General features: G+C 51.9%; 24 protein-coding genes and 1 pseudogene. 8 read left to right on the top strand and 17 right to left on the bottom strand.

The window, feature by feature from the left end; translation table 11 throughout:
- Nucleotides 1–6: 6 nt before the first annotated feature.
- Nucleotides 7–237, bottom strand: coding sequence for a YejL family protein (locus BJJ97_RS13665; protein ID WP_005967239.1), 231 nt, complete (start codon nucleotides 235–237; stop codon nucleotides 7–9).
- A 220-nt stretch (nucleotides 238–457) separates the two neighbouring features.
- Here BJJ97_RS13665 and yejK point away from each other — a divergent pair, with 220 nt between their 5' ends.
- Nucleotides 458–1,468, top strand: a complete 1,011-nt coding sequence (gene yejK, locus BJJ97_RS13670; RefSeq protein WP_095699169.1) for a nucleoid-associated protein YejK — start codon at nucleotides 458–460, stop codon at nucleotides 1,466–1,468.
- Nucleotides 1,469–1,550: 82 nt separating this feature from the next.
- Here the strand turns inward: yejK and BJJ97_RS13675 are convergent, their stop codons facing one another.
- From BJJ97_RS13675 to BJJ97_RS13700, 5 genes and pseudogenes are all read right to left on the bottom strand, one after another.
- Nucleotides 1,551–2,699 (bottom strand): DUF1624 domain-containing protein, encoded by a 1,149-nt coding sequence (locus tag BJJ97_RS13675; protein WP_095994302.1) that lies wholly within the window; start codon nucleotides 2,697–2,699, stop codon nucleotides 1,551–1,553.
- A 144-nt stretch (nucleotides 2,700–2,843) separates the two neighbouring features.
- Nucleotides 2,844–3,302, bottom strand: a complete 459-nt coding sequence (tnpA, locus tag BJJ97_RS13680; protein WP_107332875.1) for an IS200/IS605 family transposase — start codon at nucleotides 3,300–3,302, stop codon at nucleotides 2,844–2,846.
- Between the two features lie 207 nt (nucleotides 3,303–3,509).
- The gene (rplY, locus tag BJJ97_RS13690; protein ID WP_005967246.1) at nucleotides 3,510–3,794 is read right to left on the bottom strand and encodes a 50S ribosomal protein L25; all 285 of its coding nucleotides are present in this window, start codon (nucleotides 3,792–3,794) and stop codon (nucleotides 3,510–3,512) included.
- Nucleotides 3,795–4,053: 259 nt separating this feature from the next.
- A pseudogene (locus BJJ97_RS13695) lies at nucleotides 4,054–5,813 on the bottom strand (DEAD/DEAH box helicase).
- A gap of 2 nt (nucleotides 5,814–5,815) precedes the next feature.
- Nucleotides 5,816–6,055 carry a YecH family metal-binding protein gene (locus BJJ97_RS13700; protein ID WP_039485634.1) on the bottom strand — a complete coding sequence of 80 codons (240 nt, stop codon included), beginning with the start codon at nucleotides 6,053–6,055 and terminating at the stop codon, nucleotides 5,816–5,818.
- A 224-nt stretch (nucleotides 6,056–6,279) separates the two neighbouring features.
- On the opposite strand from BJJ97_RS13700, the gene rsuA reads away from it, so the two are divergent.
- From rsuA to BJJ97_RS13715, 3 genes are all read left to right on the top strand, one after another.
- Nucleotides 6,280–6,975: a 16S rRNA pseudouridine(516) synthase RsuA gene (gene rsuA / locus BJJ97_RS13705; protein ID WP_095994304.1), complete on the top strand. Its 696-nt coding sequence runs from the start codon at nucleotides 6,280–6,282 to the stop codon at nucleotides 6,973–6,975.
- Nucleotides 6,976–7,015: 40 nt separating this feature from the next.
- Nucleotides 7,016–8,206, top strand: coding sequence for a Bcr/CflA family multidrug efflux MFS transporter (locus tag BJJ97_RS13710; protein WP_095699172.1), 1,191 nt, complete (start codon nucleotides 7,016–7,018; stop codon nucleotides 8,204–8,206).
- A 382-nt stretch (nucleotides 8,207–8,588) separates the two neighbouring features.
- Nucleotides 8,589–8,933, top strand: a complete 345-nt coding sequence (locus BJJ97_RS13715; protein WP_039485625.1) for a YejG family protein — start codon at nucleotides 8,589–8,591, stop codon at nucleotides 8,931–8,933.
- A gap of 40 nt (nucleotides 8,934–8,973) precedes the next feature.
- Here BJJ97_RS13715 and yejF read toward each other — a convergent pair whose 3' ends face one another.
- The 8 genes from yejF to yeiP all read right to left on the bottom strand — a co-directional run bounded on the left by yejF (nucleotide 8,974) and on the right by yeiP (nucleotide 18,228).
- Complete coding sequence (gene yejF / locus BJJ97_RS13720; protein ID WP_095994305.1) at nucleotides 8,974–10,590, bottom strand: microcin C ABC transporter ATP-binding protein YejF; 1,617 nt, start codon at nucleotides 10,588–10,590, stop codon at nucleotides 8,974–8,976.
- Between the two features lies 1 nt (nucleotide 10,591).
- A complete protein-coding gene (locus BJJ97_RS13725; RefSeq protein ID WP_095699174.1) occupies nucleotides 10,592–11,617 on the bottom strand; it encodes an ABC transporter permease in 1,026 nt (341 codons plus the stop codon).
- A complete protein-coding gene (locus tag BJJ97_RS13730) occupies nucleotides 11,614–12,711 on the bottom strand; it encodes a microcin C ABC transporter permease YejB (RefSeq protein WP_095699175.1) in 1,098 nt (365 codons plus the stop codon). Before BJJ97_RS13730 ends, BJJ97_RS13725 begins: the two co-directional genes overlap by 4 nt.
- 9 nt (nucleotides 12,712–12,720) lie before the next feature.
- Nucleotides 12,721–14,529 (bottom strand): extracellular solute-binding protein, encoded by a 1,809-nt coding sequence (locus BJJ97_RS13735; protein WP_095994306.1) that lies wholly within the window; start codon nucleotides 14,527–14,529, stop codon nucleotides 12,721–12,723.
- Nucleotides 14,530–14,922: 393 nt separating this feature from the next.
- On the bottom strand, nucleotides 14,923–15,504 hold the full coding sequence (gene mepS, locus BJJ97_RS13740; protein ID WP_095699177.1) for a bifunctional murein DD-endopeptidase/murein LD-carboxypeptidase: 582 nt from the start codon (nucleotides 15,502–15,504) through the stop codon (nucleotides 14,923–14,925).
- Nucleotides 15,505–15,826: 322 nt separating this feature from the next.
- Nucleotides 15,827–16,528, bottom strand: a complete 702-nt coding sequence (locus tag BJJ97_RS13745) for a phosphatase PAP2 family protein (protein WP_095994307.1) — start codon at nucleotides 16,526–16,528, stop codon at nucleotides 15,827–15,829.
- A 38-nt stretch (nucleotides 16,529–16,566) separates the two neighbouring features.
- On the bottom strand, nucleotides 16,567–17,568 hold the full coding sequence (locus BJJ97_RS13750; RefSeq protein ID WP_095994308.1) for a CobW family GTP-binding protein: 1,002 nt from the start codon (nucleotides 17,566–17,568) through the stop codon (nucleotides 16,567–16,569).
- An 87-nt stretch (nucleotides 17,569–17,655) separates the two neighbouring features.
- On the bottom strand, nucleotides 17,656–18,228 hold the full coding sequence (gene yeiP, locus BJJ97_RS13755; protein ID WP_039485600.1) for an elongation factor P-like protein YeiP: 573 nt from the start codon (nucleotides 18,226–18,228) through the stop codon (nucleotides 17,656–17,658).
- Nucleotides 18,229–18,515: 287 nt separating this feature from the next.
- Here yeiP and BJJ97_RS13760 point away from each other — a divergent pair, with 287 nt between their 5' ends.
- Nucleotides 18,516–18,770, top strand: coding sequence for a hypothetical protein (locus BJJ97_RS13760; protein WP_005967276.1), 255 nt, complete (start codon nucleotides 18,516–18,518; stop codon nucleotides 18,768–18,770).
- A gap of 10 nt (nucleotides 18,771–18,780) precedes the next feature.
- Here BJJ97_RS13760 and setB read toward each other — a convergent pair whose 3' ends face one another.
- Nucleotides 18,781–19,959 (bottom strand): sugar efflux transporter SetB, encoded by a 1,179-nt coding sequence (gene setB, locus BJJ97_RS13765; RefSeq protein WP_040030963.1) that lies wholly within the window; start codon nucleotides 19,957–19,959, stop codon nucleotides 18,781–18,783.
- 334 nt (nucleotides 19,960–20,293) lie between these two features.
- Here setB and fruB point away from each other — a divergent pair, with 334 nt between their 5' ends.
- From fruB to fruA, 3 genes are read left to right on the top strand one after another with little or no spacing between them, the layout of a single operon-like run.
- A complete protein-coding gene (gene fruB, locus BJJ97_RS13770; protein WP_095994309.1) occupies nucleotides 20,294–21,427 on the top strand; it encodes a fused PTS fructose transporter subunit IIA/HPr protein in 1,134 nt (377 codons plus the stop codon).
- Nucleotides 21,424–22,362 (top strand): 1-phosphofructokinase, encoded by a 939-nt coding sequence (gene fruK, locus BJJ97_RS13775; RefSeq protein ID WP_095994310.1) that lies wholly within the window; start codon nucleotides 21,424–21,426, stop codon nucleotides 22,360–22,362. Before fruB ends, fruK begins: the two co-directional genes overlap by 4 nt.
- 18 nt (nucleotides 22,363–22,380) lie before the next feature.
- On the top strand, nucleotides 22,381–24,072 hold the full coding sequence (gene fruA / locus BJJ97_RS13780; protein ID WP_095994311.1) for a PTS fructose transporter subunit IIBC: 1,692 nt from the start codon (nucleotides 22,381–22,383) through the stop codon (nucleotides 24,070–24,072).
- A gap of 225 nt (nucleotides 24,073–24,297) precedes the next feature.
- Here the strand turns inward: fruA and nfo are convergent, their stop codons facing one another.
- Together nfo and BJJ97_RS13790 are read right to left on the bottom strand one after the other, a co-directional pair.
- A complete protein-coding gene (gene nfo / locus BJJ97_RS13785; protein WP_095994312.1) occupies nucleotides 24,298–25,143 on the bottom strand; it encodes a deoxyribonuclease IV in 846 nt (281 codons plus the stop codon).
- 204 nt (nucleotides 25,144–25,347) lie between these two features.
- Nucleotides 25,348–26,421 (bottom strand): YeiH family protein, encoded by a 1,074-nt coding sequence (locus BJJ97_RS13790; RefSeq protein WP_095994313.1) that lies wholly within the window; start codon nucleotides 26,419–26,421, stop codon nucleotides 25,348–25,350.
- Between the last annotated feature and the right edge of the window lie 37 nt (nucleotides 26,422–26,458).

Below are 26,458 nucleotides of genomic sequence, written 5' to 3' on the forward strand. Positions count from 1 at the left end.
CAAAACTTAGTGAGCTTTATCGGCTTTTTTAATCGAAGCCTGTAGGGCTTCAGCGAAAGAACGCGCCAGAACCTGACGTTGTGCAGGCGCGATGCTGGTGTTAATCAGGTTCGTCACCATGTTACCGAGCACCATCAAAGCAAGATCGGTTGGGGCGTGGTGCTTTTCCAGAACATTGACCATCTCAGAAAGCAGTTGTTCAACGTGTTCGTCACTATAACGGGATGATTGTGGCATAAAATGGCGTATCTCAAGCTGGTAAAGTCGCTTATCTTACCGTATAGGCTTATGCTTTTCTGCACTTTTATCATTAACGTACTTTTATCACTGGCGTACTTTTGTCAATAAGTAGTGTAGACGCTTAGTGCGCGTACAGATGTAAAGGGCCAGCTTTAATGTGTTGCGGGGCGTTCGTATCAGTGTTTGAATACGCGCCTTGCCAAAAGGAGAGTTTATCATGAGTCTGGATATCGCCCAGATTGCCCTGCATCAGCTAATTAAACGTGACGAGCAAACGCTGGAAATGGTGTTGCGTGATTCCCTATTGCCAACCAATGCGGCAGTAGAAGAGATGATGGCTGAACTGCATCGCGTCTACAGCGCCAAGAGTAAGGCCTATGGGCTGTTTAATGAGCAAAGCGAGCTGGCGGATGCACTGCGGGCTTGTCGCAAAGGGGATGAGGATTTTCTCAGTTTCTCACGCGCTGCGACCGGACGCTTGCGTGACGAGCTGGCGAAGTACCCGTTTGCCGAGGGTGGTATCGTGTTGTTCTGCCAGTATCGTTATCTGGCGGTTGAGTATTTACTGATATCGGTGCTCAATAGCTGCAACAGTATGCGAGTTAATGAACAGCTCGATATCAGTACCACGCACTATCTGGATATCAATCATGCTGATATCGTTGCGCGTATCGACTTGACGGAATGGGAAGTTAATCCGGAATCCACTCGCTATCTGACGTTCCTCAAAGGCCGCGTCGGGCGTAAAGTCTCTGACTTCTTTATGGATTTTCTGGCAGCGTCAGAAGGGCTGGACACCAAAGCACAAAACCGTGGCTTGCTGAAGGCAGTCGATGAGTATTGTGATGAGGCACAGCTAGATAAAAACGAGCGCCAGAATTATCGTCAGCAGGTGTATAGCTACTGCAATGAGCAGTTGCAGTCCGGTGAGGAAATCGAACTGGCATCGCTGTCGCAGGAACTGCCGCCGCTGGGTGAGAAAACCTTTCAGCAATTTTCAGCCGATCAGGGCTATGAGCTGGAAGAGAGTTTCCCTGCCGATCGCGGGACACTGCGCCAGTTGACCAAATTTGCTGGCAGCGGCGGCGGCATCAGCCTGAATTTTGATGCGTTATTGCTTGGCGAGCGAATTTTCTGGGATCCGGCGACGGATACGTTGACGATTAAAGGCACGCCACCGAATCTGCGCGATCAGTTACAGCGTCGGACGAGCAGCGGTAAGCAGTAGACATCGCGCCAGAAGACGACACGGCCCTTTTTCTGACTTCAGGAAAAGGGCCGTAGCTGATAATGGTTTGAAATGATAGTGATTAGAAGTATTTAAGCCAGCGGATGTCTCTGCGGCGTGCTTTTAAGCGGGCAAACGCGCGAACTGGCGAAAATAACACGACCATCAGCACCAGAGTACACACCCACAATTGCCAGACGGCGGAAAAGCCGAACCATTCTCCCTGATTTTTTCCCCAGATCGCGACAGCGGTTAAATACATCCCTTTTAAAACATACAGATGCAGTAGGTAGAAAAACATCGGTGCGGCGCCGAAGCTCGCCAGTATGACGAGCCAGCGCCGTTGTTGCTGACGTTCAAATACGGCGAGCAGATAAAGCCCGATTGCCAGCGTTAAGCAGAGAAACAGTAGCGATGGCGGGTATTTCGTGATGTTGAAATAGCTCATGAGCGTCTGCGTGATGATTTCGCCTTGTTGCCAGGGTCTATCGCCATACAGATTAATGCTACGCAGCGCGAAAAACAGCGCTAGCGTAATGCCAGCCAGCATGAACAAGATTTTCTGGCGCTGAAGTGGCGACACCGATTTTTGATACAGCGCGCCCGCCACGTAGCCAAGTGAGATCACACCAATCCAGGGCAATACGGGATAGGACGTCCGCACACGGAGCGTCTCACCGATTTCTAACCAGCCGCGATCGTGCAGAATCGCCCACGGAATAGACCAAATGGAGTCTGCGGAAGCATGTAGCGGATCCAGCAGATTATGTCCGGCCACAATCACGATGCCCAGCATCAAAATCAGCCCTGCGGGGAGCCAGATCAGCGCGCTGAGGGCGAGCATACTCATGCCGATTGCCCAGATGACCTGTAAATAGAGAACCTGCGCAGGGAACTGGAACGTCCACCCAAAATTGACCAGCGTTAGCTCCAGAAGAATGAGAATTAAGCCGCGCTGGAACAGGAAGAGAGCCGTTTGTCGGCGATCTTGCACTTTTTGGTGGTAAAGCGCGGCAGAAAGCCCGGTTAAAAAAATGAACACGGGAGCACACAGGTGCGCTAGTGTACGGTTGATGAAGAGCATGGGATCGGTGCTGGTGACATCAATCGGATCGGCGAGTTGCAGGTGCAGATAAAAGGTTTCCCGCACATGGTCCAGTAGCATCAGTACCATAACCAGACCGCGCAGGGCATCGATAGCGATAAGTCGCTGTGAGATATCACGAGACATGTTCACATTCCTTTGTGAATGAATAAATTTTTTATAAAAAACTATCCTCCGGCATAGCCGGAGGTTTTTCATATGCGCCTATAAGGCTCTGTCACCAGCAGCGCCCTAACAGGCGCATCGCGATCTGACATTTGCATCTATGGATTACTTACGGCCCGTAAACGGGCTACCAGGATACGGGATCGATAGTTGCTCTCCCATTTTATCCTCGTCCAGTTGGTGCTTTATGTATTCTTGTATCTTGACCGTGTTTTTCCCTACCGTATCAACATAATACCCTCGACACCAAAACTCCCTGTTACGGTATTTGAACTTCAAATCGCCAAACTGCTCATAAAGCATCAGGCTACTCTTTCCCTTCAGGTATCCCATAAATCCCGAGACACTCATCTTGGGCGGGATTTCCAGAAGCATGTGGATGTGATCCACACAGCACTCCGCTTCCAGAATATTCACGTTTTTCCATTCGCACAGCTTTCTTAAAATGCTGCCAATCGCTCTGCGCTTTTCCCCGTAGAACACCTGCCTTCGGTACTTCGGCGCAAAAACTATGTGATATTTACAGTTCCATCGGGTGTGCGCTAAGCTCTTTTCGTCCCTCATTGGGACCCCCTTTTGATTTCTTGTTGAACGTTTGCAGTTGCCAGACCGCAAACTGTTTTAACAAATCAAAAGGGGTTTTTATAACTGGCTCAAAGCTGAAAGCTTTACTGAACCCCCAGCCTAGCTGGGGTTTTCTGGGCACAAAAAAAACGCCGCATAAGCGGCGCTCTTCTTTTCCGGCGTCCCGGAAAACAACTTCAGCGCAAACTAAACGCGAACGAAGTCGATGTGAGTCAGTTTTGGCTTGTAAACGTGACGTTGTACAGCCTGAACTTTAACTTGAACTTCTTTGCCATCGATAGACAGGATCAGTGTTTCACCGTAGAAGCCATCTTTCACTTCTTGGTTTTTTACTGAATCGTGATCCAGTTCGATAGATACTGGTGCTTCTGAACCACCGTAAACGATGGCTGGGAATTTACCAGCTGAACGCAGGCGGCGGCTCGCACCCTTACCCTGACCTTGACGTGCTTCTGCTTTGATAGTAATCATTTTCTTCTCTACTTATATAAAGTATTCCTGCTACAGGCGACCCAGCAACAGGTGGGACTATTCAGCTTTTGCGAACAAAAGCGGGCTGAATTCTAGCGGAATATGGCTCTGCGGGCAAATGAATCCCAAAATTACTCGTCATACTTCAAGTTGCATGTGCGTTGGCAGCGCTCTGTCACCCGAATCACTTACCTGAGTAAGCTCATCGGGATTCCCTCACTTGCCGCCTGCCTGAAACTCGAATTATTTAGAGTATACCTTAGCCGCGGAGCTCGTTGGCGCGGCGAAAGCGTCCCTGATAATCAAAGAGCTTTTCGCGTATTTGCCAGAATTTTCCGTGTTTGCGGGCGACGACAAAATCAGGCGCGCGTAATAAAGGTTGCTGTGAGATGACGTCAGCGGCATTTTGCCAGTTAAACGGGGTTCCCGGTGCGCGTTGGTGAACACGCAAAAATTGTTGCAGGAAGACGTGGCGCTGAGCGGTAGTGTGCAGGCGAAAACGTTCGCTAACGTCGGCACCTTCCTCATCATGGTAGGTAATCTTCAACCATTCTCCCTTCGCATCCTGCCCCTGCTCGAAACTCATGCCGCTACAGCGTAAAACCAATGCATCTTTTAGCTTCAGCGCCGCTTTCAGCATATCGTCAGGATCGACCAATACTTCGTCACACTGATGGCAGCGCCGCGCGGCAATGTCGTTTTCCGCGCCGCAGTGCGGACAGACTTTAAACCGAAACCGGAAATCACACTGTTGGCGTTGGCCGCTTTCCGCCATTTCCCAGCCCTGACAGCGGCGGCCATAGTGTTCGATGATGTCGCCGTCTGGGGTGGTTTTCCCCAGAACAGATTGGCAAAGCCACATTCGGGGCAGAAGACCTGTACCGGCTGGCTGCCAGCATGCGGTTTGCTGTTGCCGACTTCTGGCGTATAGAGATCGTGTGGGTTACCCGCGTAATCCAGAATCAGGCAGTCCGTTTTCCCCGGATACAAACGTAAGCCGCGTCCGACGATTTGCTGATACAGGCTGACGGATTCTGTTGGGCGAAGGATAGCAATAAGGTCGACATGCGGGGCATCAAACCCGGTTGTCAGTACCGCTACGTTGACCAGATAGCGTAGCGACTGCTGTTTAAAAGCCTCAATCAGTGCATCACGCTCGGCCGCCGGCGTATCGGCGCTGACCAGCGCAGCCTGACCGTTTGGTAACAAGGTCGTAATTTCTTTGGCATGCTCGACGGTGGACGCAAAAATCATCACGCCGCGCCGCGTTTGCGCATAATCGATGACCTGGCTGATGATATGCGGCGTGACGCGCTGCTGACGCTTGAGTTCGAGATTCAGGTCGGCTTCGCTGAATAGCCCGTTGCTGCGGGCGACGAGCTTACTGAAATCATATTGCACCACTGGCATATCCAGTCTGTCTGGCGGCACCAGAAAGCCATGCTTGATCATATAACGCAGCGGCAGCTCATAGATGCAGTCGCGAAACAAACTGCGTTCGTCGCCACGGATCATGCCGTGATAGTGATACTGATATATCCAGCCTTTGCCAAGCCGATAGGGCGTTGCCGTTAAGCCGAGCAGCCGCAGCTGTGGGTTAGTCTTTTGCAGATGCTGGATGATTTGTTGATATTGGCTGTTATCGTCGTCGCTAATGCGGTGGCATTCATCAATGATCAGCAGAGAGAAGGCACTATCGAACTGGTCAAGATTACGCGCGACGGACTGCACGCTGCCAAAGACCACCTTTCCCTGACTCTCTCGCTGTTGTAGCCCTGCCGCGAAGATATCCGCTTCCAAATCTAAGGCACGGTATTTGGCATGGTTCTGCGCGACCAGTTCCTTGACGTGTGCAAGCACCAGTACACGACCACGAGCAAGCCGCGCCAGCTCGGCGATAACCAGGCTTTTCCCCGCACCAGTAGGCAAAACGATGACGGCCGGTTGGGTGTGTCGGCGAAAATAGTCGAGTGTGGCGGAAACAGCCTCACGCTGGTAAGGCCGTAGCGTGAACGACATAACTAGTGCTGGCAGATTTTACTGGCGCTGGTGGTAAAGCCTGCATCGTGCGGGATGAATTTCCCGCGTTCAGACAGAAATTGCACCAGCATTGAGGCCGTCATATTTTCGGCGGAGCAGGTATGAAAGCGCGCCGCGCTGCCGAAGCGATCTTCTATGGTGGTAATCAGCTGTTCAGTGGTAAACGACTCGCCGGACGCGAGCATCATTTGCAAAACTTCATGACCGTGGATAGATGACATGCGGTTGCCCTCAAGAGATAAAAAATTACCCGTATTATGCCTGTTGATAATATCTGGTGCGAGGGATAAACAAAGGGCGTGCAGCCTGAAAGTCGGCTAAAAAGAGCGATGTAGGGGCAGTGAATTGCAGGACGAGTGGGCAAAGCCCCGTTATACTATCCTTTCACAATTTAGGGTCTCACGATTTGAGATTGGCAGTTATTTGAGATAGGTAGTGAGTGTTAATGCGATTGGACAAATTTTTATCCCAGCAGTTGGAAATTAGCCGCTCACTGGTAGCGCGTGAACTCCATGCAGAGCGTGTTACCGTTGATGGTGAAGTGGTAAAAAGCGGCGCGTTCAAGTTATCCCCTGAGCATCAGGTTGAGTTTGATGGCGAACCGCTGAAACAACAGAATGGCCCGCGCTATTTCATGTTGAATAAGCCTCAGGGCTACGTCTGTTCAACGGACGATCCCGATCATCCCACTATTCTGTATTTTATGGATGTCCCAGTGGCGTACAAACTGCACGCGGCAGGGCGTCTGGATATCGATACCACTGGACTGGTACTGCTAACTGACGACGGGCAATGGTCACATCGCATTACTTCGCCTAAGCACCAGTGTGAAAAAACGTATCTGGTGACGCTGGAACAGCCGCTGGCCGAGGACACTGCCGCGCAATTTACGGCAGGCGTGCAACTGCATAACGAGAAGAACCTCACCAAACCCGCTACGCTTGAGAAGATAACGGATTATGTCGTTCGACTGACGATTAGCGAAGGTCGCTACCATCAGGTGAAAAGAATGTTTGCGGCGATCGGTAATCGGGTCGTTGAGCTGCATCGCGAACGTATCGGTGGCATCTGTCTGGATAGTGAACTGGAACCGGGGGAATACCGGGAGTTAAGTGCTGAGGAGATCGCTAGCGTAAAATAATGCTGCATAGCATGACCTTTTTTCTTATCTGGAGTTATTAGTGCAATTACGCCGCTCTTCTCATTTCGGGCTGATTTTTATTCTCGGCCTGATTTCGATGCTAATGCCGTTAGCTATCGATATGTATTTACCTGCGTTGCCGACCATTGCTAACGAATTTGGCGTGGGGGACGGGCATGTCCAAATGACGCTCAGTACCTATGTGCTGGGCTTTGCGATTGGCCAGATGTTCTACGGGCCGATGGCGGACAGTCTGGGACGTAAGCCTGTGATTCTCGGCGGTACGCTGGTTTTTGCGTTTGCAGGCGTGGCCTGTGCGCTGGCACAAACGGTAGAGCAGCTTATCTACATGCGTTTTCTGCACGGTGTCTCCGCGGCTGCGGCTGCAGTGGTGATCAATGCCCTGATGCGCGATATGTTCTCGCGGGATGATTTTTCTCGCATGATGTCGTTTGTCGTGTTGGTGATGACCGTCGCGCCGCTCATTGCGCCCATTGCTGGTGGCTGGCTGCTGCTGTGGTTTAGCTGGCATTCCATCTTCTGGACGATCTCTGGTGCGGCTTTTCTGGCATCAGCGCTGATTTTCTTTTTTATCAAAGAAACCTTACCGCCCGCTAAGCGGCAGAAATTTCATCTGCGCACCACCATCGGGAATTTCGCTATCCTGTTCCGCCACAAGCGGGTGTTCAGCTATATGGTGGCAAGCGGGCTGTCGTTTTGCGGCATGTTCTCCTTCCTGAGCGCCGGGCCGTTTGTGTATATCAATCTGTATGGCGTTTCTCCTCAGAATTTTGGCTACTACTTTGCCCTGAACGTCGTCTTTCTCTTTGTAGTGACGTTGTTTAACAGCCGCAATGTACGGCGGTTGGGTGCGCTGGCGATGTTCCGCGCAGGGCTGGTGATCCAGTTTGCGATGGGAATATGGCTGGTTATTGTCTGTCTGTTCGATCTCGGATTCTTACCGCTGGTATTTGGCGTGGCACTGTTTGTCGGCTGTATTGCGATGGTGGCGTCGAATGCGATGGCGGTGATTCTCGATGGTTTCCCGCATATGGCAGGGACGGCATCGTCGTTGGCTGGCACGCTACGCTTCGGTCTGGGTGCGATCGTAGGCGTTATCCTATCGCTAGCCTCATTCAATAGCGCCTGGCCGATGGTGTTATCGATGGCAATCTGTTCGGTAGCTGCTTTTCTGCTATATCTGTACGCGAACCGTTCTCCCGCATCCTGATTTTCCCTTCTTCTCAGATGCAGGAAAGATGTTCCTGCATCTGAGTCTGTTCTCTCTGATTCCTCATTTTCCTTCTTAATGCGATACCCAGGCATAGCTTTTTGTTTTGCTAATGTAAAATATTTGACCCAAAAGTGAACAAGTGGGCTGAAAAGGGTTGAGATATTAAATAGAAAAGGTTACATATAGCCGGAAAAGAAGAAAAATTCGTGATCAATTTGGCATTAATAGTCCTTGCAATCAGAACTGTTAGCCACTATCACGATATGAAAAGGCGTGTTTGTTGTTTTTTTGTTCGCTAAAAGTGGCAGGAAATGGTGTGAACACGCTACTATGATAAATATGTTACTATTTTGTGAATTATTACCTGAGGAAAACAGTAGTGGACAGTTTCCAACTTTCGGTAGTTCATCGTTTGCCGCAAAGTTATCGCTGGTTATCGGGTTTTGCAGGTATCAATGTTGAACCGATTCCGCTGAGCGGCAGAGAAGAAGACAACAACCTGATTGGTCTCAAACTGTTGAGCCACGATGGCGATATCGCATGGAATATCATGCGCCAGCTGAATCAATCCCTGTCTGAAATACAGGTTGAATGCGCCGTTCTGGAGTGGGAAGGCGAGCCGTGTCTGTTTTTACATCGCAATGATGAAAGCACAGCAATGTGCCGTCTGAAGAATGTTGGTGTCGCTATCGCTGAGTCCGTATCAGCCCAATACCCTTTTTAAACCGCAGCGTCAGCAGACTGACGCTGCGGTATTCCCTCATTTATGCTGACTGCGTTTCCGCCGAATAGGATGAAAACTGTAGCAGTTCGCGCGTGTAATGTTCGGCAGGGTGCGCGAATACCTGTTTGCATTCCCCCTGTTCGACCACTTCGCCTTGTCGCAATACAATAACCTGATGGCACAGCGAACGGATAACCTGTAAGTCATGGCTGATAAACAGGTAGGCGATTTTGTGCTTTTCCTGTAATGACTTCAGCAGCGCCAGAATTTGTGCCTGAACCGTTCTGTCCAGCGAGGATGTCGGTTCATCAAGGATCAGTAACTCGGGTTGCAGTATTAGGGCACGAGCGATAGCGATACGCTGACGCTGACCGCCGGAAAACTCGGAGGGATAGCGGTAGCGGGTCGTGGGATCCAGCCCGACTTCCTGCATCGCCTCAACCACACGCTGGTCGAGCGCCTCTTTGCTCAGCTTATGATGGACGGTCAATCCCTCGGCAATAATTTGTTCCACATTCAGCCGTGGGTTCAGCGCGGAGTTCGGATCCTGAAAGACAACCTGAATCCGGTGGCGGAAAGGCAGCATTTGCTTACGGGTCAGCCCTTGCAAAGACTGGCCGTCAAACCAGATATCGCCGCGTGATTGAATCAGGCGCAGCAGCGCGAGTCCAGTCGTGCTTTTTCCTGAGCCGGATTCCCCCACCAGACCCAGACTTTCGCCGCGTCGCAAGGTGAAATTGATATTGCTCACTACCTGCTTTTCGTCAACGGTACGGCGCAAAAGGCCGCGTTTGATGGGAAACGAAACGTGCAGTTTTTCCACCCGTAAAAGAGGTTCACCGTCATCGGTTACCGGAAGCGGATCACCCGACGGTTCTGCATCCAGCAATTGGCGCGTGTAGGGATGCTGCGGTGCGCTGAAAAGCTGCTGACAGCTATTATGCTCCACGGCCTGACCGGCTTTCATTACCGACACGTTATCTGCCAACTGGCGGACAATATTCAGGTTATGGGTGATGAACAGTAAACTCATCCCCAGTTCCTGCTTCAACTCGTTCAGCAATTTCAATATTTGTGCCTGAACGGTCACGTCCAACGCCGTTGTCGGTTCATCGGCAATCAGTAAATCCGGCTGTGTCAGCAGCGCCATCGCAATCATGACACGCTGGCGCTCCCCGCCGGAAAGCTGGTGTGGGAAATCATTCAATCGGCTTTTAGCCTGCTGAATACCCACGCGATCCAGACAGGTGATGACTTCGCTGCGGGCTGCCTCGGTACGCATACCACGGTGGAGCGAAAGCACTTCAATCAGCTGTTTTTCGATACTTTGCAGGGGATTAAGCGACACCATCGGTTCCTGAAAGATCATCGCGATCCGATTGCCACGTATCTGACGCAGTGTTTTTTCATCAGCATGCAGCAGCGACTGCCCTGCGAAGCGGATATCCCCTTGCGGATAAACTACGGGCGGGGAGGGGAGCAAACGCAAAACCGACAGCGCGGTGACGCTTTTCCCCGAACCTGATTCACCGACCAGCGCCAGCGTCTCACCCGCGTTCACCGCCAGTGAAAGCTGGTCGACAACGCGCTGCTCTTGACCGCCTTTGCGGAAGGCAATGCTGAGATTATCTATCTGCAATAAAGGTGAACTGGACATATTAATGCGCCTTGCTGGGGTCAAAGGCGTCGCGCACCGCTTCGCCGATAAAAATGAGTAAGGAAAGCACGATGGAAAGCACCATAAACACGGTAATGCCCAGCCACGGTGCCTGAAGGTTATTTTTCCCTTCCAGCAATAAAGTGCCTAATGATGGCGAGCCCATCGGCAGACCAAAGCCGAGAAAATCCAGCGATGTCAGCGTGGTAATCGAGCCGCAAAGAATAAAGGGCAGATAGGTCAGCGTAGCGACCATCGCGTTTGGCAGCATGCAGCGGAACATAATAGCGCGGTCGCTGACGCCCATCGCCTGCGCGGCACGAATGTAGTCAAAGTTGCGGGTACGCAGAAATTCTGCCCGTACCACGCCAACCAGACTCATCCAGCCAAAAAGGACGGTAATACCCAATAGCCACCAGAAGTCCGGTTGAATCACGCTGGACAGTAGGATAATCAGAAACAGCGTCGGCATACCGGACCAGACTTCGATAAAGCGTTGACCCCATAGGTCGAGACGCCCGCCGTAATAGCCCTGTGTGGCACCGACGGCGATACCAATCACGCTGGACAGGATTGTGAGCGCCAGACCGAACAGCAGTGAGATACGGAAGCCATACAGCACCTGCGCAACCACATCTTTCCCCTGGCTATCCGTGCCCAACCAGTTCTGCCAGTTTGGTGCAGAGGGGAAGGATGCGGTAGTGGCATAGTTTATGGTGTCGTAACTGTAGTGAATCAGCGGCCAGATCGCCCAGCCGTGGCTGCTGATGCGTTCGGCGATATAAGGATCGCGGAAGTCAGCGGTGGTATCCAACTGTCCGCCGAACGTCCTCTCGCTGTGGTCAATGAGCACTGGCGTATAGAGCTGGCCGTCATACTTCACCAGCAGCGGTTTGTCGTTGGCGATCAGTTCGGAAAACAGGCTGACGATAAACAGCACCATGAAAATCCACAGCGACCAGTAACCGCGACGATTACTTTTAAAACGCGCCCAGCGCGCCTGATTAATCGGGCTTAAGCGGCTCATTGGCGTCCCTCAAAATCGATACGCGGATCCACCAGCGTATAGGTGATGTCACTGACGATATTCAGCAATAAGCCGATCAGCGTGAAGATGTACAGCGTACCGAACATGACGGGGTAGTCACGTTGCAGCGTGGCGTCATAGCCCAACAGACCTAGCCCGTTGAGCGAGAACATCACCTCAATCAGCAGCGAGCCGGTGAAAAACATACTGATAAACGTGGCGGGGAAGCCGGCAATCACCAGCAGCATGGCATTACGGAACACGTGGCGGTAGAGAATGCTCTTTTCATCCAGCCCTTTAGCGCGCGCGGTAACAACGTACTGCTTGCGAATCTCATCCATAAAGGAGTTCTTGGTGAGCATCGTTAGCGTGGCGAACCCGCCAATCACGGAAGCCAGAACCGGTAGCGCGATATGCCACAAATAGTCGGTAATCTTGCTGTACCACGGCAGGGTATCAAAATTGCTGGAAACCAGCCCTCGAAGCGGGAACCAGTCTAGGTAACTGCCGCCCGCGAATAGCACAATCAAAATGATCGCAAACAAAAACGCCGGAATGGCATAGCCGATAATGATTAACGTGCTGCTCCAGGTATCGAACGGTGTGCCGTTCTTCACGGCTTTTTTGATGCCAAGTGGAATGGAAATCAGGTAGACGATCAGCGTACTCCACAGCCCCAGCGTAATCGAAACCGGCATGCTCTCCTTAATGAGCTGCATCACCGAAGAACCACGGAACAGGCTGTCACCGAAGTCAAAGCGCACGTAATCCCACAGCAGCTTAAAATAACGTTCATGAATCGGCTTATCGAAGCCGTAGCGTTTGGTTATTTCTTCGATGACTTCCGGGTCGAGGCCGCGTGAACCGCGGTAAGCGTTCTCGATATTCGGTGCGCCGCTGGTGCCCGTCCGAGCCATACCGGCATCCATTCCGTTACTGGCGGTATAACCGCTGCCGTGCCCCATTTCAATTGCTGCGATGGCCTGATCCACCGGGCCGCCGGGGGCAATTTGTACAATGAAGAAATTAATCGTGATGATTGCCCACAGGGTTGGAATAACCAGCAAGAGGCGGCGTAACAGATACGTTCCCATTTTTATTCCTTAACGTCGCTCTGCGGGCAGCGTGGCTGCCTGTTTGGTATCGAACCACCAGCCATCAAAGCCAAGCGAATAAGCCGGGCGTACAGCGGGCATGGCAAACTTGTTCCAATAGGCGAAACGGTCATGATTGGAATACCACATGGGGATCATGAGCTGATTCCAGGTCAATACCCTGTCCAGTGCGCGGCCTAATGACAGCAGCGGGACTTTCTGCCCTTGGTGCTTAACGATGTCCGCGATGAGCGAATCAATAGCGGGATCGCTGACACCCGGTCTGTTATAGGTTGAGTCGATATACTGTGAACTCCAGCGGATTTGCAAGTCGGCACTGGGGTAGAGGGACGCGCTGTACATCGTGGCCGTCATATCGAAATCACGCTTGCGCAGGCGATTGTTGAACTGCGTGCTGTCGATGTTGCGTACGTTCATGGTGATACCGAGCTTTTTCAGGCTCTGCTGAAAGGGCAGGACATACTGCGAATTGCCGGCGCTTGGCAATAGCAGTTCAAATGTAAACGGCTGTCCGGTTTTGCTATTGACCAGCTTTTGATCTTTCAATTCCCAACCGGCTTCTTCCAGCAGTTTGAGTGCCTTAAGCCAGTTTTGTCGGTCATAGCCGCTGCCGTCGGAGGAGGGCGGTTGATAGCTGGGGCCAAAGACCTCGGCGGGCACTTTGTCCTTCAGCGGCGTCAGCCAGGCCAATTCTTCTGCGCTGGGTTCGCCTTTAGCGGCATACTCGGTGTTTTGGAAATAGCTGTCGGTCCGTTGATAGGCGTTGTAATACAGCGCCTTGTTCATCCAGTTGAAATCAAATGCCAGCGCTAGCGCCTGACGCACCCGGCGATCCTGAAACAGTGGTCGCTGGATATTGAATGCCAGCCAGCGTGTATCTTGTGCAGATTGGTTGACCTGATCCTGTTTGATGATGTAGCCACGTGCAAAATTGCCGCCCTGATATTGGGTCGCCCAATGTTTTGGCGATCCTTCCTCACGCAGGTCGAAAGCGCCGGCTTTAAAGGCTTCCAGTGCAACACTGTCGTCGAGATAGTAGTCGTAGCGGATTTTATCGAAATTGTACTGACCTTTATTAACCGGCAGATCGGCACCCCAATAGTCTTTCACGCGGGAGTAGGTGACATATTGTCCGGTACGATAGGCGGTGATGCGGTAAGGCCCGCTGGCCGGGGGCGGATACGCTAGCGGTTCGTTGAATTTATGATTCTTCCAGAACTTCTCCGGCATGATTGGCAGCGTCAGCAGGCTGAACATGCGGTTTTTGTCGGATACGGGAAAATCGAAGCGCACAGTCAGCGGTGCAACGGCCTTGGCAGTGACATCTTTAAAATAGATGCGGAACTGCGGCACGCCCTGCGTCATAAACATATTGTAGGTGAACGCGACGTCAGCGGCGGTGATCGGTGAGCCGTCATGAAAGCGGGCTTTGGGATTCATCTCGATTTCAATCCAGCGGAAATCCGCCGAGTGGCGTGTCGTCAGTGCGACCAGCGGATAATAACTGCCGGGTTCGTCATCAGAAGACGTGAAGAGTGAATCGTAGAGGCGTTCAGTACGTGCCGCTGCCACACCACGTAGCGCGTAACGGTTGAAATTGTCAAAGGTACCCAGCGAACTTAGGGTGATGCTGCCGCCTTTAGGAGCATCAGGATTGACGTAATCAAAATGGCTGAAGTTCTCGGCATATTTGGGTTCACCCAATAGGGCAAAGCTGGTGCTGTTTTCAATCGTCTCTGCATGCGCCCCAAAATGGGCCGTGCAAAGCAATACGGCAGCGATAACGCGTTTTAACATCTGACGGCAATCTCCTGCGAGTAGACGTTATCTGGCTAGGCATCGTCTGATGTAGACACGCCATATCGTAACGTCAACAATGCCGATTTCCTCGGCATAAAGTTCTTGAAATAATTAACATTCCCATCGGGAAGTTGCGTATTTTCTTTTTATCATGAAATCAGGTGATAAACCTACCTTAATCACGGCCTGTTAATGTTTCAGGTTGTTGAGTCAGTCATATTTTGCGCAGTGCGCTGCAGAAGGGGAGGAACACGGTGATATTCGGGTGAAAAGTAGGCATAAAAAACGCCGCTTATGGTGATAAGCGGCGTTGATGTCGTCTGGTTTCGTTGGCTAACAGCAAAGTTCTTTTACTAACAAAACAATAACACAGCAAGGGAGCGATATTGTTTAGCTGGTTTTTCCTTTACTCAGGACACGACGTCCTTCCTGATAACGCTTATTCCAGTAGTCTTCTGTCATTTTAGAAATGATGACACCACTGCTGGTTGACGCGTGGACGAACTGATCGTTGCCGAGATAAATGCCAACGTGGCGGCCGGTCGAACCTGCACGGAACAGAACAAGATCGCCAACGCGCAGTTTACTACGCTGAATTTGCTGGCCCATCTCTTGCTGTTCATAGGTTGAACGCGGTAAATCCATTCCAAACTGTTCGCGGAACGTGCGCTGAACGAAAGCTGAGCAGTCAATGCCACGGCGACTATCACCGCCTAAACGGTAACGAACACCTTTCCAACTGGCATATTGGTTAAGTAACTTAGACTTGATGTCCACGTTACGAACCAGTGCTTCAAATTCATCCTGAGAGGCTTGCAGTAAAAGACCATCTTTGTCATTAACTGCATGCATATCAGTTTGAGCTTTATTGTTGTATGCACTATTACTTCCACATGCGGAGAGCATGATTGCTACCGCAACGGCAGGCACTGCCCGCCAGATATATCTCAGAATCGGTTGAGACTTGACCATTATTGTTATGTTCCCTTGCTGTCCTTAACGATAAATATCGCTATGTAGTGTCCCCATTTCACTGGGGTATAAATGCCAAACGAAAACGAGACTCAGACTAAATCAGAGTTTCTTCTTAGCCAAACACTCATCGGCGAAAGTGTGCCGGAATGCACATTATTTCTCTTGCCGCCGATAGTTCAGTGTGCGCTAAAAAGCAAACCTGAACGAGACTACCGCAACAACAGCAGGATTGCGAGAAGTTTTAACCATTTTATTTATAAGATTTAATGATGTATTCAGCTAAAAAATGTCGATGTAAAAAATCTGAAATCATAGGGATTTATACTGTCGATTTTTTAGGTAATAGTCGATTTAACAGGGCAATAGCGGCATTGCTCGCTGGCGTTAATAACCACCAACTCAATCCGACCAGAACAACCGACAGAGAACCGACGGCAATATCGGTAAACCAATGTGCACCAATCATGATGCGAGGCAATGAGAAGATCACCATGATTGCCAGGCCGATAGCGAAAGCGGTGCGGGTAAAATAGCGCAGCATAAAAGCAGCAAAGATCATCAACATCATGCCGTGGTCGCCGGGGAAACTGTCCGATGACGCATCTTTGGTCGGAATACCGGTTAAGTCTGAAACGCGGTTGACGTCACTAAAATAGAGCGTCGGGCTCGCGTGTTGCACCGGTAATAAATGTCCTGCCTGATTCAGCACGACGGCAGTTAACAGCATGATAAAACCGAGGATCAACAAACGGCGGCGCTCTGTGGAGGTCGCTTTTAGATAAAACGACAGATACAGCAGCCCCATCGCAACGAGCGCAAAGCCATCAAAAGCGCGGTTATTGGTAATGGCAACCAGATGTAAAAACATCGGGCTATCAACCAAGAGGCGGTTAAAATAGAAAAAGATATGGCTGTCGAGCGTGAGCCAAAAACCATGATTTTCCGGTAGATACCAGGATAAAAACAGACCGATGCCCAACACATTGAGCACTAAAATAGAAGAAAAACGGGCAAATGACATAAGGCTAAATATCCAAACAAAGACGAAAAAACTCCAGTTTAGTCCACGTTAGCTAAACGAGCCTTTAACAATGAGGCTTGTAACGTATTCCATTCTGCTGGTGTTTCATTAATGATTTCGATACGGCTATCAATCGGTGCCATCGATCGGGTTTCTATATGCAGATCGTGTCCCTGACGGTTCACGACGAGCGTCCCTTCTTTTATACGCATCACCCCTTTAACCCGATTCACGGGAGAAAGGCGGACCCAGTCCAGCAGTGCGGCGGTATCAAAAGCGGTCTCAGGGGCGAATATCCAGCCACAGGCGTGGTATCCCTGTCCCTGATTGAGAGAGCGTCGCCAGGATTGACCACTCGGTAATTGCAGCGCAGCCAAGTTATTTTTTGGCTGATGCGCGTGGTGGTGAGCACCATCTGGAAGTTCGCGCATACGCTCTTGCGAGGAAGGGGGGCGAGGCTGATCGAGCAGCTGCTGGTCAACATTTCCCTGACTGGCCTCAATAATTTGTCGACCATCGCCGTTCGCCTGCTGCCACTGCTCTAAGGCAGCGAGATCGTCGGCGGTATAAGTATCGCGCTTGTTGGCGATAATCATGTCAGCGGCGGCAAGCTGATCGCGAAAATTCTCATTTTCCGTGTAACGCGTTTCACTTAACTGGCGAGCATCCAACAGGCACAACGTAGCCTGTAATGTCAGCCAGGGCTGATAGATATCACTTGTCAGCAAGGAGAGAATTTGTTTTGGGTGGCCGAGTCCCGTAGGTTCGATGAGTAACCGATGGGGCTTCTTCTGTTGCAGCAGCATATTCAGGCCAACCTGCATCGGCAAGCCGTTTACGCAGCACATGCAGCCGCCGGGAATCTCTTTCAACACCGCACCGCTGTCTGCCAGTAGCGCACCGTCAATGCCTACTTCACCGAATTCATTGACCAGCACCGCCCAGACTTCGTCTTCAGGCTTTTGCGACAGAAGATGACGAATCGTGGTGGTTTTTCCACTACCCAGAAACCCTGTAATCAAATTGACTTTCGTTAGCATGGCAGGCTCCTAATGCGGGGGAGGGTTGACGTGTGCCGGATAGGTCATCCGGCGACAAGTATTGTGCGGGAAGCACAAGGTAGAATGTTAGTCTGCGCGACCCATGTAGCGACGTTCTGGAATATGAATACGGATTTTTTCACCCGCGCTCAGATATTCTGGAACGGGGATAACCAGACCGGTGCTCATGGTCGCAGGTTTGTTGCGTGAACTGGCAGAGGCGCCTTTAATGCCCGGTGCCGTCTCAACAATTTCCAGATCGACCGTTTGTGGCAGTTCCAGCGCGATGATTTGGCCGTCCCAGCTCAATACCTGAATCCCCGGCATGCCGCCTTCAGGGATAAACAGCAGCTCTTCTTCTATTTGATCTTTTTTGAAGAGGTAAGGCGCGTAATCCTCATCATCCATAAAGACGTATTCGTCGCCGTCAATATAGGAGAAAGTGACCGTGCGGCGTGTCAGCGTGATGGTATCGATAATGTCATCGCCTTTAAAACGCTCTTCCACTTTCAAACCTGTACGGACATCAGAAAAACGCATTTTGTACAGCGTGCTGGCTCCGCGGGCGCTGGGACTCTGGACGTCGATGTCCTTTACCAGCAATAACTTGTCGTTATAGTTAACGACCATTCCGCGTTTAACTTCGTTCGCTCTTGCCATAAAAATTACCTGCTATAAGGAGTGTGATTTTTGTGGCGACACGTTACTCGCGCCGAAGAGTTCAGGCAAGTATATACTCGTCATCCTTCAAATTTCATGTACGTTGGCTACGCTCACTCACCCGAATCACTTACTTGTGTAAGCTCATCGGGATTCCTTCGCTTGCCGCCTTCCTGAAATTTGAATTATTTAGAGTATAAGGAAAAAAGGGCTGATATTGGTTTTTTACGACGGGGCTGCTATCGTGGCGCTCTCTACTTCTTGTCAGCCCACCGGAGAGCTTGCTGATGGACTGTCGCCCCCATTGCGGTGCCTGCTGTATCGCGGCATCGATTTCAACGCCGATGCCGGGTCTGCCGCACGGCAAGCCTGCAAACACGCCCTGTATTCATCTCGATGAGGCGATGCGTTGCGGGCTGTTCCATTCTCCACTGCGACCTGCGGTTTGCGCGGGGCTAAAACCGCGCGCGGATATGTGTTTCAGCCATCGTGATGAGGCGATGATTTATCTGCTGAAACTGGAAGCCGACACCGCCCCTTAATGTGCAGCGATCAGGCGTCTTTGATGCGCCACATACAATAGATAGAACCGGTGATCATCAGCAGCGCGAAGAAGAAGACGGCGTGATAGTTCCAGATTTCAGCAACAATCCCAGCCAGTGAGCCAGAGATGATCCAGCCAACGCGCGTCGTATTGGTAAACAGCGTGGTTGCCGCACCTGCCTGTCCGGGCATCAAGTCCTGAAAATAAAGCATGCCGATTCCGGCCAGAATGCCAATAAAGATCGCGTTCAGTACCTGTAACGCCAGCAGTGCTATTTCGCCATTGAGAACCAGCAAGCCGCCGAAGAACAGTAAACCGGAGGCAACGGCAAGCCGCATCAGGAAGCGTTTACCGAAGCGTTTGGCAACGTAGCCAGCAATCAACATCACCGGAATTTCTAATCCAGCCGCAACGCCCATCATGATACCCGCCAGTTTTTCCGGCAGATGCAGCTCATGCACCAGATACAGCGGCATATTAATGAGGTAAATGCCGTTGCAGGTCCACATCAAGGTACACGCCACGAACAGCAAGAGCGTGTCCCGGCGGTTACGGCGCGGTGATTCCAGCGTAGAAGTGGTCTTTTCCACGGCTTTGGGCATGGAAGGCAGAAAGAGTTTGACCAGAATGCCACATAGGATAAAGACGACCGCGGCGGTCAGATACATCGTTGTGAAGCCGAATCCCAGTGCCAGCGCAAAGGCGATAGGCGGGCCGACAACCCAGGCGAGAGAAATTTGCGCGCGGAGTATGGAGCTGAACATCGCTGCTTCACGACCGGTTTTATCCGCATGCTCCCGCGCCAGCGCAAAAAGCTGCGGGTTCGCAGTCGAGCCAAAGCTGCTCAGCAACACACCGATAAAGAGCAGAATAAAGTAGTTACGGTTCCATGCAAACAGCATGCAGGCGAGTGCGCCCAGCAGGCAGCAGACGAAAATCAGCGATTTGCGATCGCCCTGACGGTCCGAACGCGTGGCCAGCATTTGGCTGACGACAATACCGATAACCGCGCTGCCGGTATAAAACATTCCAACCAAGAAAGGACGAACCTGTACTTCGCTGGAAAGAAAGAGGCTGAGTGTCGGAAGTTGCAGGGCACCGGCCGTTCCGGTCAGGAAGGCAATAACTAAAAATGCTGACGATGTCAGGTCGAGCGGACGTCGCGTTGTGTTTGCAGGAGTGAACATAAATTGATAGCGCTTGGAAAATAGGCAGAGGCTGTCGAGCGCGACATAGTACTCGGGTTTATAATGAAACAGAAATCTTGTTTCATTATTTTTCGTCAGCACGGCTTCAGCCATTCGGTGATTTTTGTTGGCAGGCAGCGCGTTATCCACGTTAAAATGTGCGTGATGTCAAAATTCTGTTACGTCAGCAGCGTAGAAAGCTTGCATAAATGACGTAATAGAATGAGACTTTTGAAACGTTTCAGCGGAATTTTTTTTGAAACGCCCTAACAATCGACACATTTTTTTCTCATAAAAGCTGAAACGATTCAACTTTCAGCAAGAGAGGAGTGCCATGTTCCAGTTGTCACAGCAAGATATTCATTTGGGCGCAGCGGCCAGTACTAAGCAGGAAGCTATCCAGCTTGTTGCTTCAGCACTGACCGAGGCCGGGTGCGTTAACGCAGGGTATGTCGATGGCATGCTACAGCGCGAACAGCAAACATCCACCTATTTGGGAAGCGGCATTGCTATCCCTCACGGCACAACCGATACCCGCGATCTGGTATTGAAGACCGGGGTTCAAGTATTTCAATTTCCTCAGGGTATTTCCTGGGGTGAAGATCAAACCGCCTACGTGGTGTTGGGGATTGCAGCCCGTTCTGATGAACACCTTGCGTTGCTGCGTCAGCTGACTCACGTCCTGAGTGACGATCGCGTAGCGGCACGTTTGGCAAGCACAACGTCAGCAGAAGAACTGCGCAGCCTGCTGATGGGCGAGCAGCAACTAGCGGAGTTCCGCTTTGATACCTCACTGATTACGCTGGATGTGGCGACCGATAATCTGTTGACACTTCAGGCGCTGAACGCCGGTCGTCTTCAGCAGGTTGGGGCAGCAGACGCCAGCTTCGTCAGCACCGCAGTCAGCAACAAGCCGCTGAATCTGGGGCAAGGCGTGTGGTTCAGCGATAGCGCTGTCGGTAACCTCAGCAGCGCGGCTGCGGTGGCACGTCCGGCTACGCCTTTCAGCGTTGACGGCGAAAACGTCGCCTTACTGGTGACGGTAGCTGCGGCTGACGATCAGGCTTTTGCGCCGATCGATTACCTGAGCAACCTGCTGATTGCGCAAAAAGCGGAACGTCTGCTGACGGCTGACGCACCGACGCTGCTGGCCCTTTTGACCAGCGACGTACCGGAAGAAAGTGAAGTGCTGACGGCAGAATTTAGCATTCGCAACGAACACGGCCTGCACGCACGTCCGGGCACCATGCTAGTGAACGTGATCAAGCAGTTCAGCAGTGACATCACCGTCACCAATCTGGATGGCACAGGCAAACCGGCAAATGGCCGCAGCCTGATGAAAGTCGTCGCGCTGGGCGTGAAGAAAGGTCACAAATTGCGTTTCACCGCGAGCGGTAGCGATGCAGAACAAGCGCTAGCCGCTATTGGCGACGCGATTACGTCCGGTTTGGGCGAGGGGGCAGCATGAGCAGGAGAGTAGCCACAATCACCCTGAATCCAGCTTATGACCTGGTTGGCTATTGCCCAGAAGTTGAGAAAGGCGAAGTCAATCTGATTCAGACAGCGGGTCTGCACGCCGCAGGCAAAGGTATCAACGTTGCCAAGGTGCTGAAAGATCTCGGGATTGATGTCACGGTAGGTGGCTTTCTGGGTAAAGACAATCAGGATGGTTTTCAGCAATTGTTCAGCGAGCTGGGCATTGCCAACCGTTTCCAGGTTGTGCCAGGACGTACGCGTATTAATGTCAAATTAACCGAAAAAGATGGCGACGTAACTGACTTCAACTTTTCCGGTTTTGAAGTGACACAGCAGGATTGGCAGCGTTTCGTTAATGATTCGCTGAGCTGGCTGGGGCAGTTCGACATGGTCGCGGTGAGCGGCAGTCTGCCTGCTGGCGTCGATCCGGATGCATTTACCGACTGGATGTCGCGTCTGCGCACGCAGTGTCCTTGCATTATTTTCGACAGCAGCCGTGAAGCGCTGGTGGCGGGACTGAAAGCCTCTCCTTGGTTGGTGAAACCAAACCGCCGGGAGCTGGAGATATGGGCTGGGCGTAAATTACCTACGCTGGCTGATGTGGTGGATGCCGCCCACGCGCTGCGTGAGCAGGGTATCGCGCATGTTGTGATCTCACTGGGTGCGGAAGGCGCACTGTGGGTGAATGCATCGGGTGCCTGGCGGGCATTGCCACCGGCCTGTGATGTGGTAAGTACGGTAGGTGCAGGCGACTCCATGGTTGGGGGGTTGATTTATGGCTTATTAATGCGTGAGTCCAGTGAGCACACTCTGCGTTTAGCTACGGCGGTTTCAGCACTGGCCGTCAGCCAAAGCAATGTTGGTATTACCGATCGTCCTCAGTTGGCCGCAATGATGGCGCGTGTCGACCTCAAACCCTTTAACTGATACAGCAGGAGATAAACAATGAAAACGCTGCTGATTTTGGATAAATCACTGGGCCTGGCGAGAAGCCAACTGGTGAAGAACCTACTCGGCGCTGCCGCTGCGAAAGCAGGGGTGACGTTTACAGAACAGGCTAACGACGCTGAACTGGCGATCGTTCTGGGTGCATCCGCTGCGGCGGACAGCGCACTGAATGGCAAGCGGGTTTATGTCGGTGACATCGAACTGGCCGTTTCGCAGCCGGAAGCCTTCTTGGAGAAAGCACAGACTGAAGCCTCGGTCTATCAGGCCGCTGCGTCAGCACCTGTTCAGCAGCCCGCAACTGCCAAGCGTATTGTAGCGATAACGGCGTGCCCGACGGGCGTCGCGCACACGTTTATGGCGGCAGAAGCGATTGAAAGCGAAGCGAAAAAACGCGGCTGGTGGGTCAAAGTGGAAACGCGCGGCTCCGTTGGTGCGGGCAACGCGATTACTCCTGAAGAAGTGGAACAGGCCGATCTGGTGATCGTCGCTGCGGACATTGAAGTCGATCTGGCGAAGTTTGCCGGTAAGAAAATGTATCGCACGTCGACCGGGCTGGCACTGAAGAAGACGGCGCAGGAGTTAGATAAAGCGCAGGCTGAAGCTAAAGTGTATCAGCCATCCGGTCAAGCCAGTGCGTCAAGCGCTAGCGAGTCTGGTCAGAAAGGCGGAGCAGGCCCGTATCGTCACCTGTTGACCGGCGTGTCTTACATGCTGCCGATGGTTGTCGCGGGCGGTTTGTGTATCGCACTGTCGTTTGTCTTTGGTATCGAAGCCTTTAAACAAGAAGGTACGCTGGCAGCGGCGCTGATGAAGATCGGTGGCGGTTCTGCCTTTGCGCTGATGGTGCCGGTACTGGCGGGCTATATCGCGTTCTCCATTGCGGATCGTCCGGGCTTAACGCCAGGTCTGGTTGGCGGGATGTTGGCAGTGAGTACGGGAGCAGGCTTCCTCGGTGGGATCATTGCCGGTTTCCTTGCGGGCTATATTGCCAGAGCGATCAACAATAAACTGATTCTGCCGCAAAGTTTGACTGCGCTAAAACCGATCCTGATCATTCCGCTGTTCGCCACGTTGGCGACGGGTCTTATCATGATTTACGTCGTTGGCACGCCAGTGGCGAAAATCCTGACTGGCCTGACAGGCTGGCTGCAATCCATGGGCACGGCGAATGCGGTGATTCTGGGGGCGATCCTGGGTGCGATGATGTGTACGGATATGGGCGGGCCAGTTAACAAAGTGGCTTACGTCTTCGGTACGACCTTACTCAGTAGCCAGATTTACGCGCCGATGGCCGCCGTTATGGCAGCCGGTATGGTGCCACCGTTGGCAATGGGTCTGGCGACTGTGCTGGCAAGCAAAAAATTCAACCCGACCGAGCGTGAAGGGGGCAAAGCGGCATTTGTACTGGGCCTGTGCTTTATCTCCGAAGGGGCGATTCCTTACGCGGCGCGTGATCCAATGCGCGTTCTGCCTTGCTGCATCATCGGTGGGGCACTGACGGGTGCGCTGTCAATGGCGGTGGGCGCTAAGTTGATGGCACCACACGGCGGTCTGTTCGTACTGCTGATTCCTGGCGCGATTACCCCGGTTATCGGCTACCTGTTAGCGATCATTGCGGGAACCGCGGTTGCTGGCGTGCTGTACGCGCTGCTGAAACGCTCTGATGAACAACTGGCGAAAGTTGCGTAAGTTTGATCATCGTCGTGAATAAAAAGTAATGCCATAACACAAGGATGTGGATGAGATAGCGCCAGTTGGTATTCACCATCTGGCGCTTTTTTATGTATATACTCGTCATACTTCAAGTTGCATGTGCGTTGGCTACGTTCATTCACCCGAATCACTTACTTGAGTAAGCTCATCGGGATTCACTCTCTTGCCGCCTTCCTGAAACTTGAATTATTTAGAGTATAATCAGCACTGGGCTTCGGACTTGAGCCAGGCGATTTCGTCGGCCCAGATATCGGGGTTGATCGTTTCCAGAATCATCGGGATACCATCAAAACGGGCATCTTTCATGATATAGCTGAAAGCGTTTTTGCCGATATTGCCTTCCCCCAAGCTATGGTGTCGGTCAACGCGACTGGCAAACGCGCTTTTGGCATCATTCAAATGCATTCCGCGCAGATAGCGAAACCCAACAATGCGATCGAATTCAGCGAAGGTGGTTTCGCAATCGGCTTCTGTCCGCAGGTCGTAGCCGCCAGCGAAGGCGTGACAGGTATCGATACAGACACCGACGCGGCTTTTATCTTCAACACCATCGATGATGGCCGCCAGATGCTCAAAGCGGAAACCCAAATTGCTGCCTTGGCCGGCAGTATTTTCAATCACCGCGGTGACGCCATCCGTTTCCGCCAGCGCGATGTTGATGGAGTCGGCGATGCGTGCCAGACAGTCAGCTTCTTCTATCTGCTTTAGATGGCTGCCGGGGTGAAAATTCAGCAGGCTTAGCCCAAGCTGCTGGCAGCGCGACATTTCATCAATAAACGCGAGGCGTGACTTCTCCAGCGCCTCGGCGTCGGGGTGACCCAGATTAATCAGATAGCTATCGTGCGGCAGAATCTGTGCTGACGTATACGCGTATTGCTCACAGGCGGCTTTAAAACGGTCGATGACCTCGGCGCTGAGCGGTGCGGCCTGCCATTGGCGCTGATTCTTGGTAAATAAAGCGAAAGCCGTCGCCTTTATCTCATGTGCGCGAATCACGGCCTGATCGACCCCGCCAGATGCGCTAACGTGCGCCCCGATGTATTTCATGTTGGTCTCCTTTGGTAACGGAGACATTATGGCATCGTCATGCATACCCGTCATACTTCAAGTTGCATGTGCGTTGGCTGCGCTTAGTCACCCGAATCACTTACTTGAGTAAGCTCATCGGGATTCCTTCCCTTGCCGCCTTCCTGAAACTCGAATTATTTAGGGTATAGGCTAATCGGACATTAACAGGTAAATAATTTATCGTTAGCCGAATAAATGCTCGAAGAACAGATTGATGCCCGCACCGCCAACGACCAGCCAGAGAAACAGAACGAGAGCCAGTAGCAGCGGTTTTGCTCCAGCCTGACGGATGGCGTTGAATCGGGTTGTGAGCCCCAGCGCCACCATCGCCATGGTCAACAGTACATTATCGAACTGTACCAGCTGCGTGACGAGCGCAGGAGGAAGTAGCTTGAAGGAATTGAAGGCAGCTACGGCGATAAACCCCAGTGCAAACCACGGGAACATCAGTGGAATCGCGTCTTGCGCGTCACTTTTGTGCGTCGTTTTTTTCAGGTAAAACCCAAGAATGAGAAGGAAAGGGGCCAACATCATCACGCGCAGCATCTTGCTGATGACGGCGATGTTTTCCGTCGCACCATCGACGGCATGTCCGGCAGCAACGACCTGAGCAACTTCATGTATCGTCGAGCCGAAGTACAGACCGACGATCTGCGGTGTGACGTCAATCCAGTGATGTTCGAGATTGAGCTGATAGAGCCACGGATACAAAAACATCGCCGTCGTACCGAAAATCACCACGGTGGAAACGGAGACGGCAATCGCATTGCTGGACGCTTTGACAACGGGTGCGGTTGCCATGATCGCCGCCGCACCGCAGATGCTGCTGCCAGCACCGATGAGAATCACGGTCTGATTGTCGAGTTTCAACCAGCGCTTGCCGACCCAGCAGGCGAGTAAAAACGTCAACGTGACGACGGTAAGATCGACTGCAACACCGGTAAAGCCAACGGCCGCAACCTGCTGAAAGTTGAGGCGAAAACCATAAAGTATGATGCCCCAGCGAAGTAAATGCTGCTTGACCCATTGCACGCCTGGGTCACACAGAGGATGAAGGCGCGGATAAACGCTATTTCCCAGCACGATCCCACTTAGGATCGCCAATGTCAGCGAGCCGGGTCCCCAATGGGCGATTTTCGGAATATTTGCCAGCCAGAGGAGCGAAAAAGTTATTAAACTTACTAACAGCAGACCGGGTAATCGCGCTTTTGCTCCATCGGGCGGGTCTATCGTGTGTAATGTCGCAGGAAGAGCCATGGGTTTGGTGCCTATTCTGACCGTACCGAAAATTGAG

The organism is Pectobacterium polaris (genome assembly GCF_002307355.1).
Classification (GTDB): Bacteria; Pseudomonadota; Gammaproteobacteria; order Enterobacterales; family Enterobacteriaceae; genus Pectobacterium; species Pectobacterium polare.

Bases quoted from the DNA above. Each gene is read 5' to 3' on its own strand.
- BJJ97_RS13665 (WP_005967239.1), bottom strand. From the start codon at position 237: ATGCCACAATCATCCCGTTATAGTGACGAACACGTTGAACAACTGCTT.
- yejK (WP_095699169.1), top strand. From the start codon at position 458: ATGAGTCTGGATATCGCCCAGATTGCCCTGCATCAGCTAATTAAACGT.
- BJJ97_RS13675 (WP_095994302.1), bottom strand. From the start codon at position 2,699: ATGTCTCGTGATATCTCACAGCGACTTATCGCTATCGATGCCCTGCGC.
- tnpA (WP_107332875.1), bottom strand. From the start codon at position 3,302: ATGAGGGACGAAAAGAGCTTAGCGCACACCCGATGGAACTGTAAATAT.
- rplY (WP_005967246.1), bottom strand. From the start codon at position 3,794: ATGATTACTATCAAAGCAGAAGCACGTCAAGGTCAGGGTAAGGGTGCG.
- BJJ97_RS13700 (WP_039485634.1), bottom strand. From the start codon at position 6,055: ATGTCATCTATCCACGGTCATGAAGTTTTGCAAATGATGCTCGCGTCC.
- rsuA (WP_095994304.1), top strand. From the start codon at position 6,280: ATGCGATTGGACAAATTTTTATCCCAGCAGTTGGAAATTAGCCGCTCA.
- yejF (WP_095994305.1), bottom strand. From the start codon at position 10,590: ATGTCCAGTTCACCTTTATTGCAGATAGATAATCTCAGCATTGCCTTC.
- BJJ97_RS13725 (WP_095699174.1), bottom strand. From the start codon at position 11,617: ATGAGCCGCTTAAGCCCGATTAATCAGGCGCGCTGGGCGCGTTTTAAA.
- BJJ97_RS13730 (WP_095699175.1), bottom strand. From the start codon at position 12,711: ATGGGAACGTATCTGTTACGCCGCCTCTTGCTGGTTATTCCAACCCTG.
- BJJ97_RS13735 (WP_095994306.1), bottom strand. From the start codon at position 14,529: ATGTTAAAACGCGTTATCGCTGCCGTATTGCTTTGCACGGCCCATTTT.
- mepS (WP_095699177.1), bottom strand. From the start codon at position 15,504: ATGGTCAAGTCTCAACCGATTCTGAGATATATCTGGCGGGCAGTGCCT.
- BJJ97_RS13745 (WP_095994307.1), bottom strand. From the start codon at position 16,528: ATGTCATTTGCCCGTTTTTCTTCTATTTTAGTGCTCAATGTGTTGGGC.
- BJJ97_RS13750 (WP_095994308.1), bottom strand. From the start codon at position 17,568: ATGCTAACGAAAGTCAATTTGATTACAGGGTTTCTGGGTAGTGGAAAA.
- yeiP (WP_039485600.1), bottom strand. From the start codon at position 18,228: ATGGCAAGAGCGAACGAAGTTAAACGCGGAATGGTCGTTAACTATAAC.
- BJJ97_RS13760 (WP_005967276.1), top strand. From the start codon at position 18,516: ATGGACTGTCGCCCCCATTGCGGTGCCTGCTGTATCGCGGCATCGATT.
- setB (WP_040030963.1), bottom strand. From the start codon at position 19,959: ATGTTCACTCCTGCAAACACAACGCGACGTCCGCTCGACCTGACATCG.
- fruB (WP_095994309.1), top strand. From the start codon at position 20,294: ATGTTCCAGTTGTCACAGCAAGATATTCATTTGGGCGCAGCGGCCAGT.
- fruK (WP_095994310.1), top strand. From the start codon at position 21,424: ATGAGCAGGAGAGTAGCCACAATCACCCTGAATCCAGCTTATGACCTG.
- fruA (WP_095994311.1), top strand. From the start codon at position 22,381: ATGAAAACGCTGCTGATTTTGGATAAATCACTGGGCCTGGCGAGAAGC.
- nfo (WP_095994312.1), bottom strand. From the start codon at position 25,143: ATGAAATACATCGGGGCGCACGTTAGCGCATCTGGCGGGGTCGATCAG.
- BJJ97_RS13790 (WP_095994313.1), bottom strand. From the start codon at position 26,421: ATGGCTCTTCCTGCGACATTACACACGATAGACCCGCCCGATGGAGCA.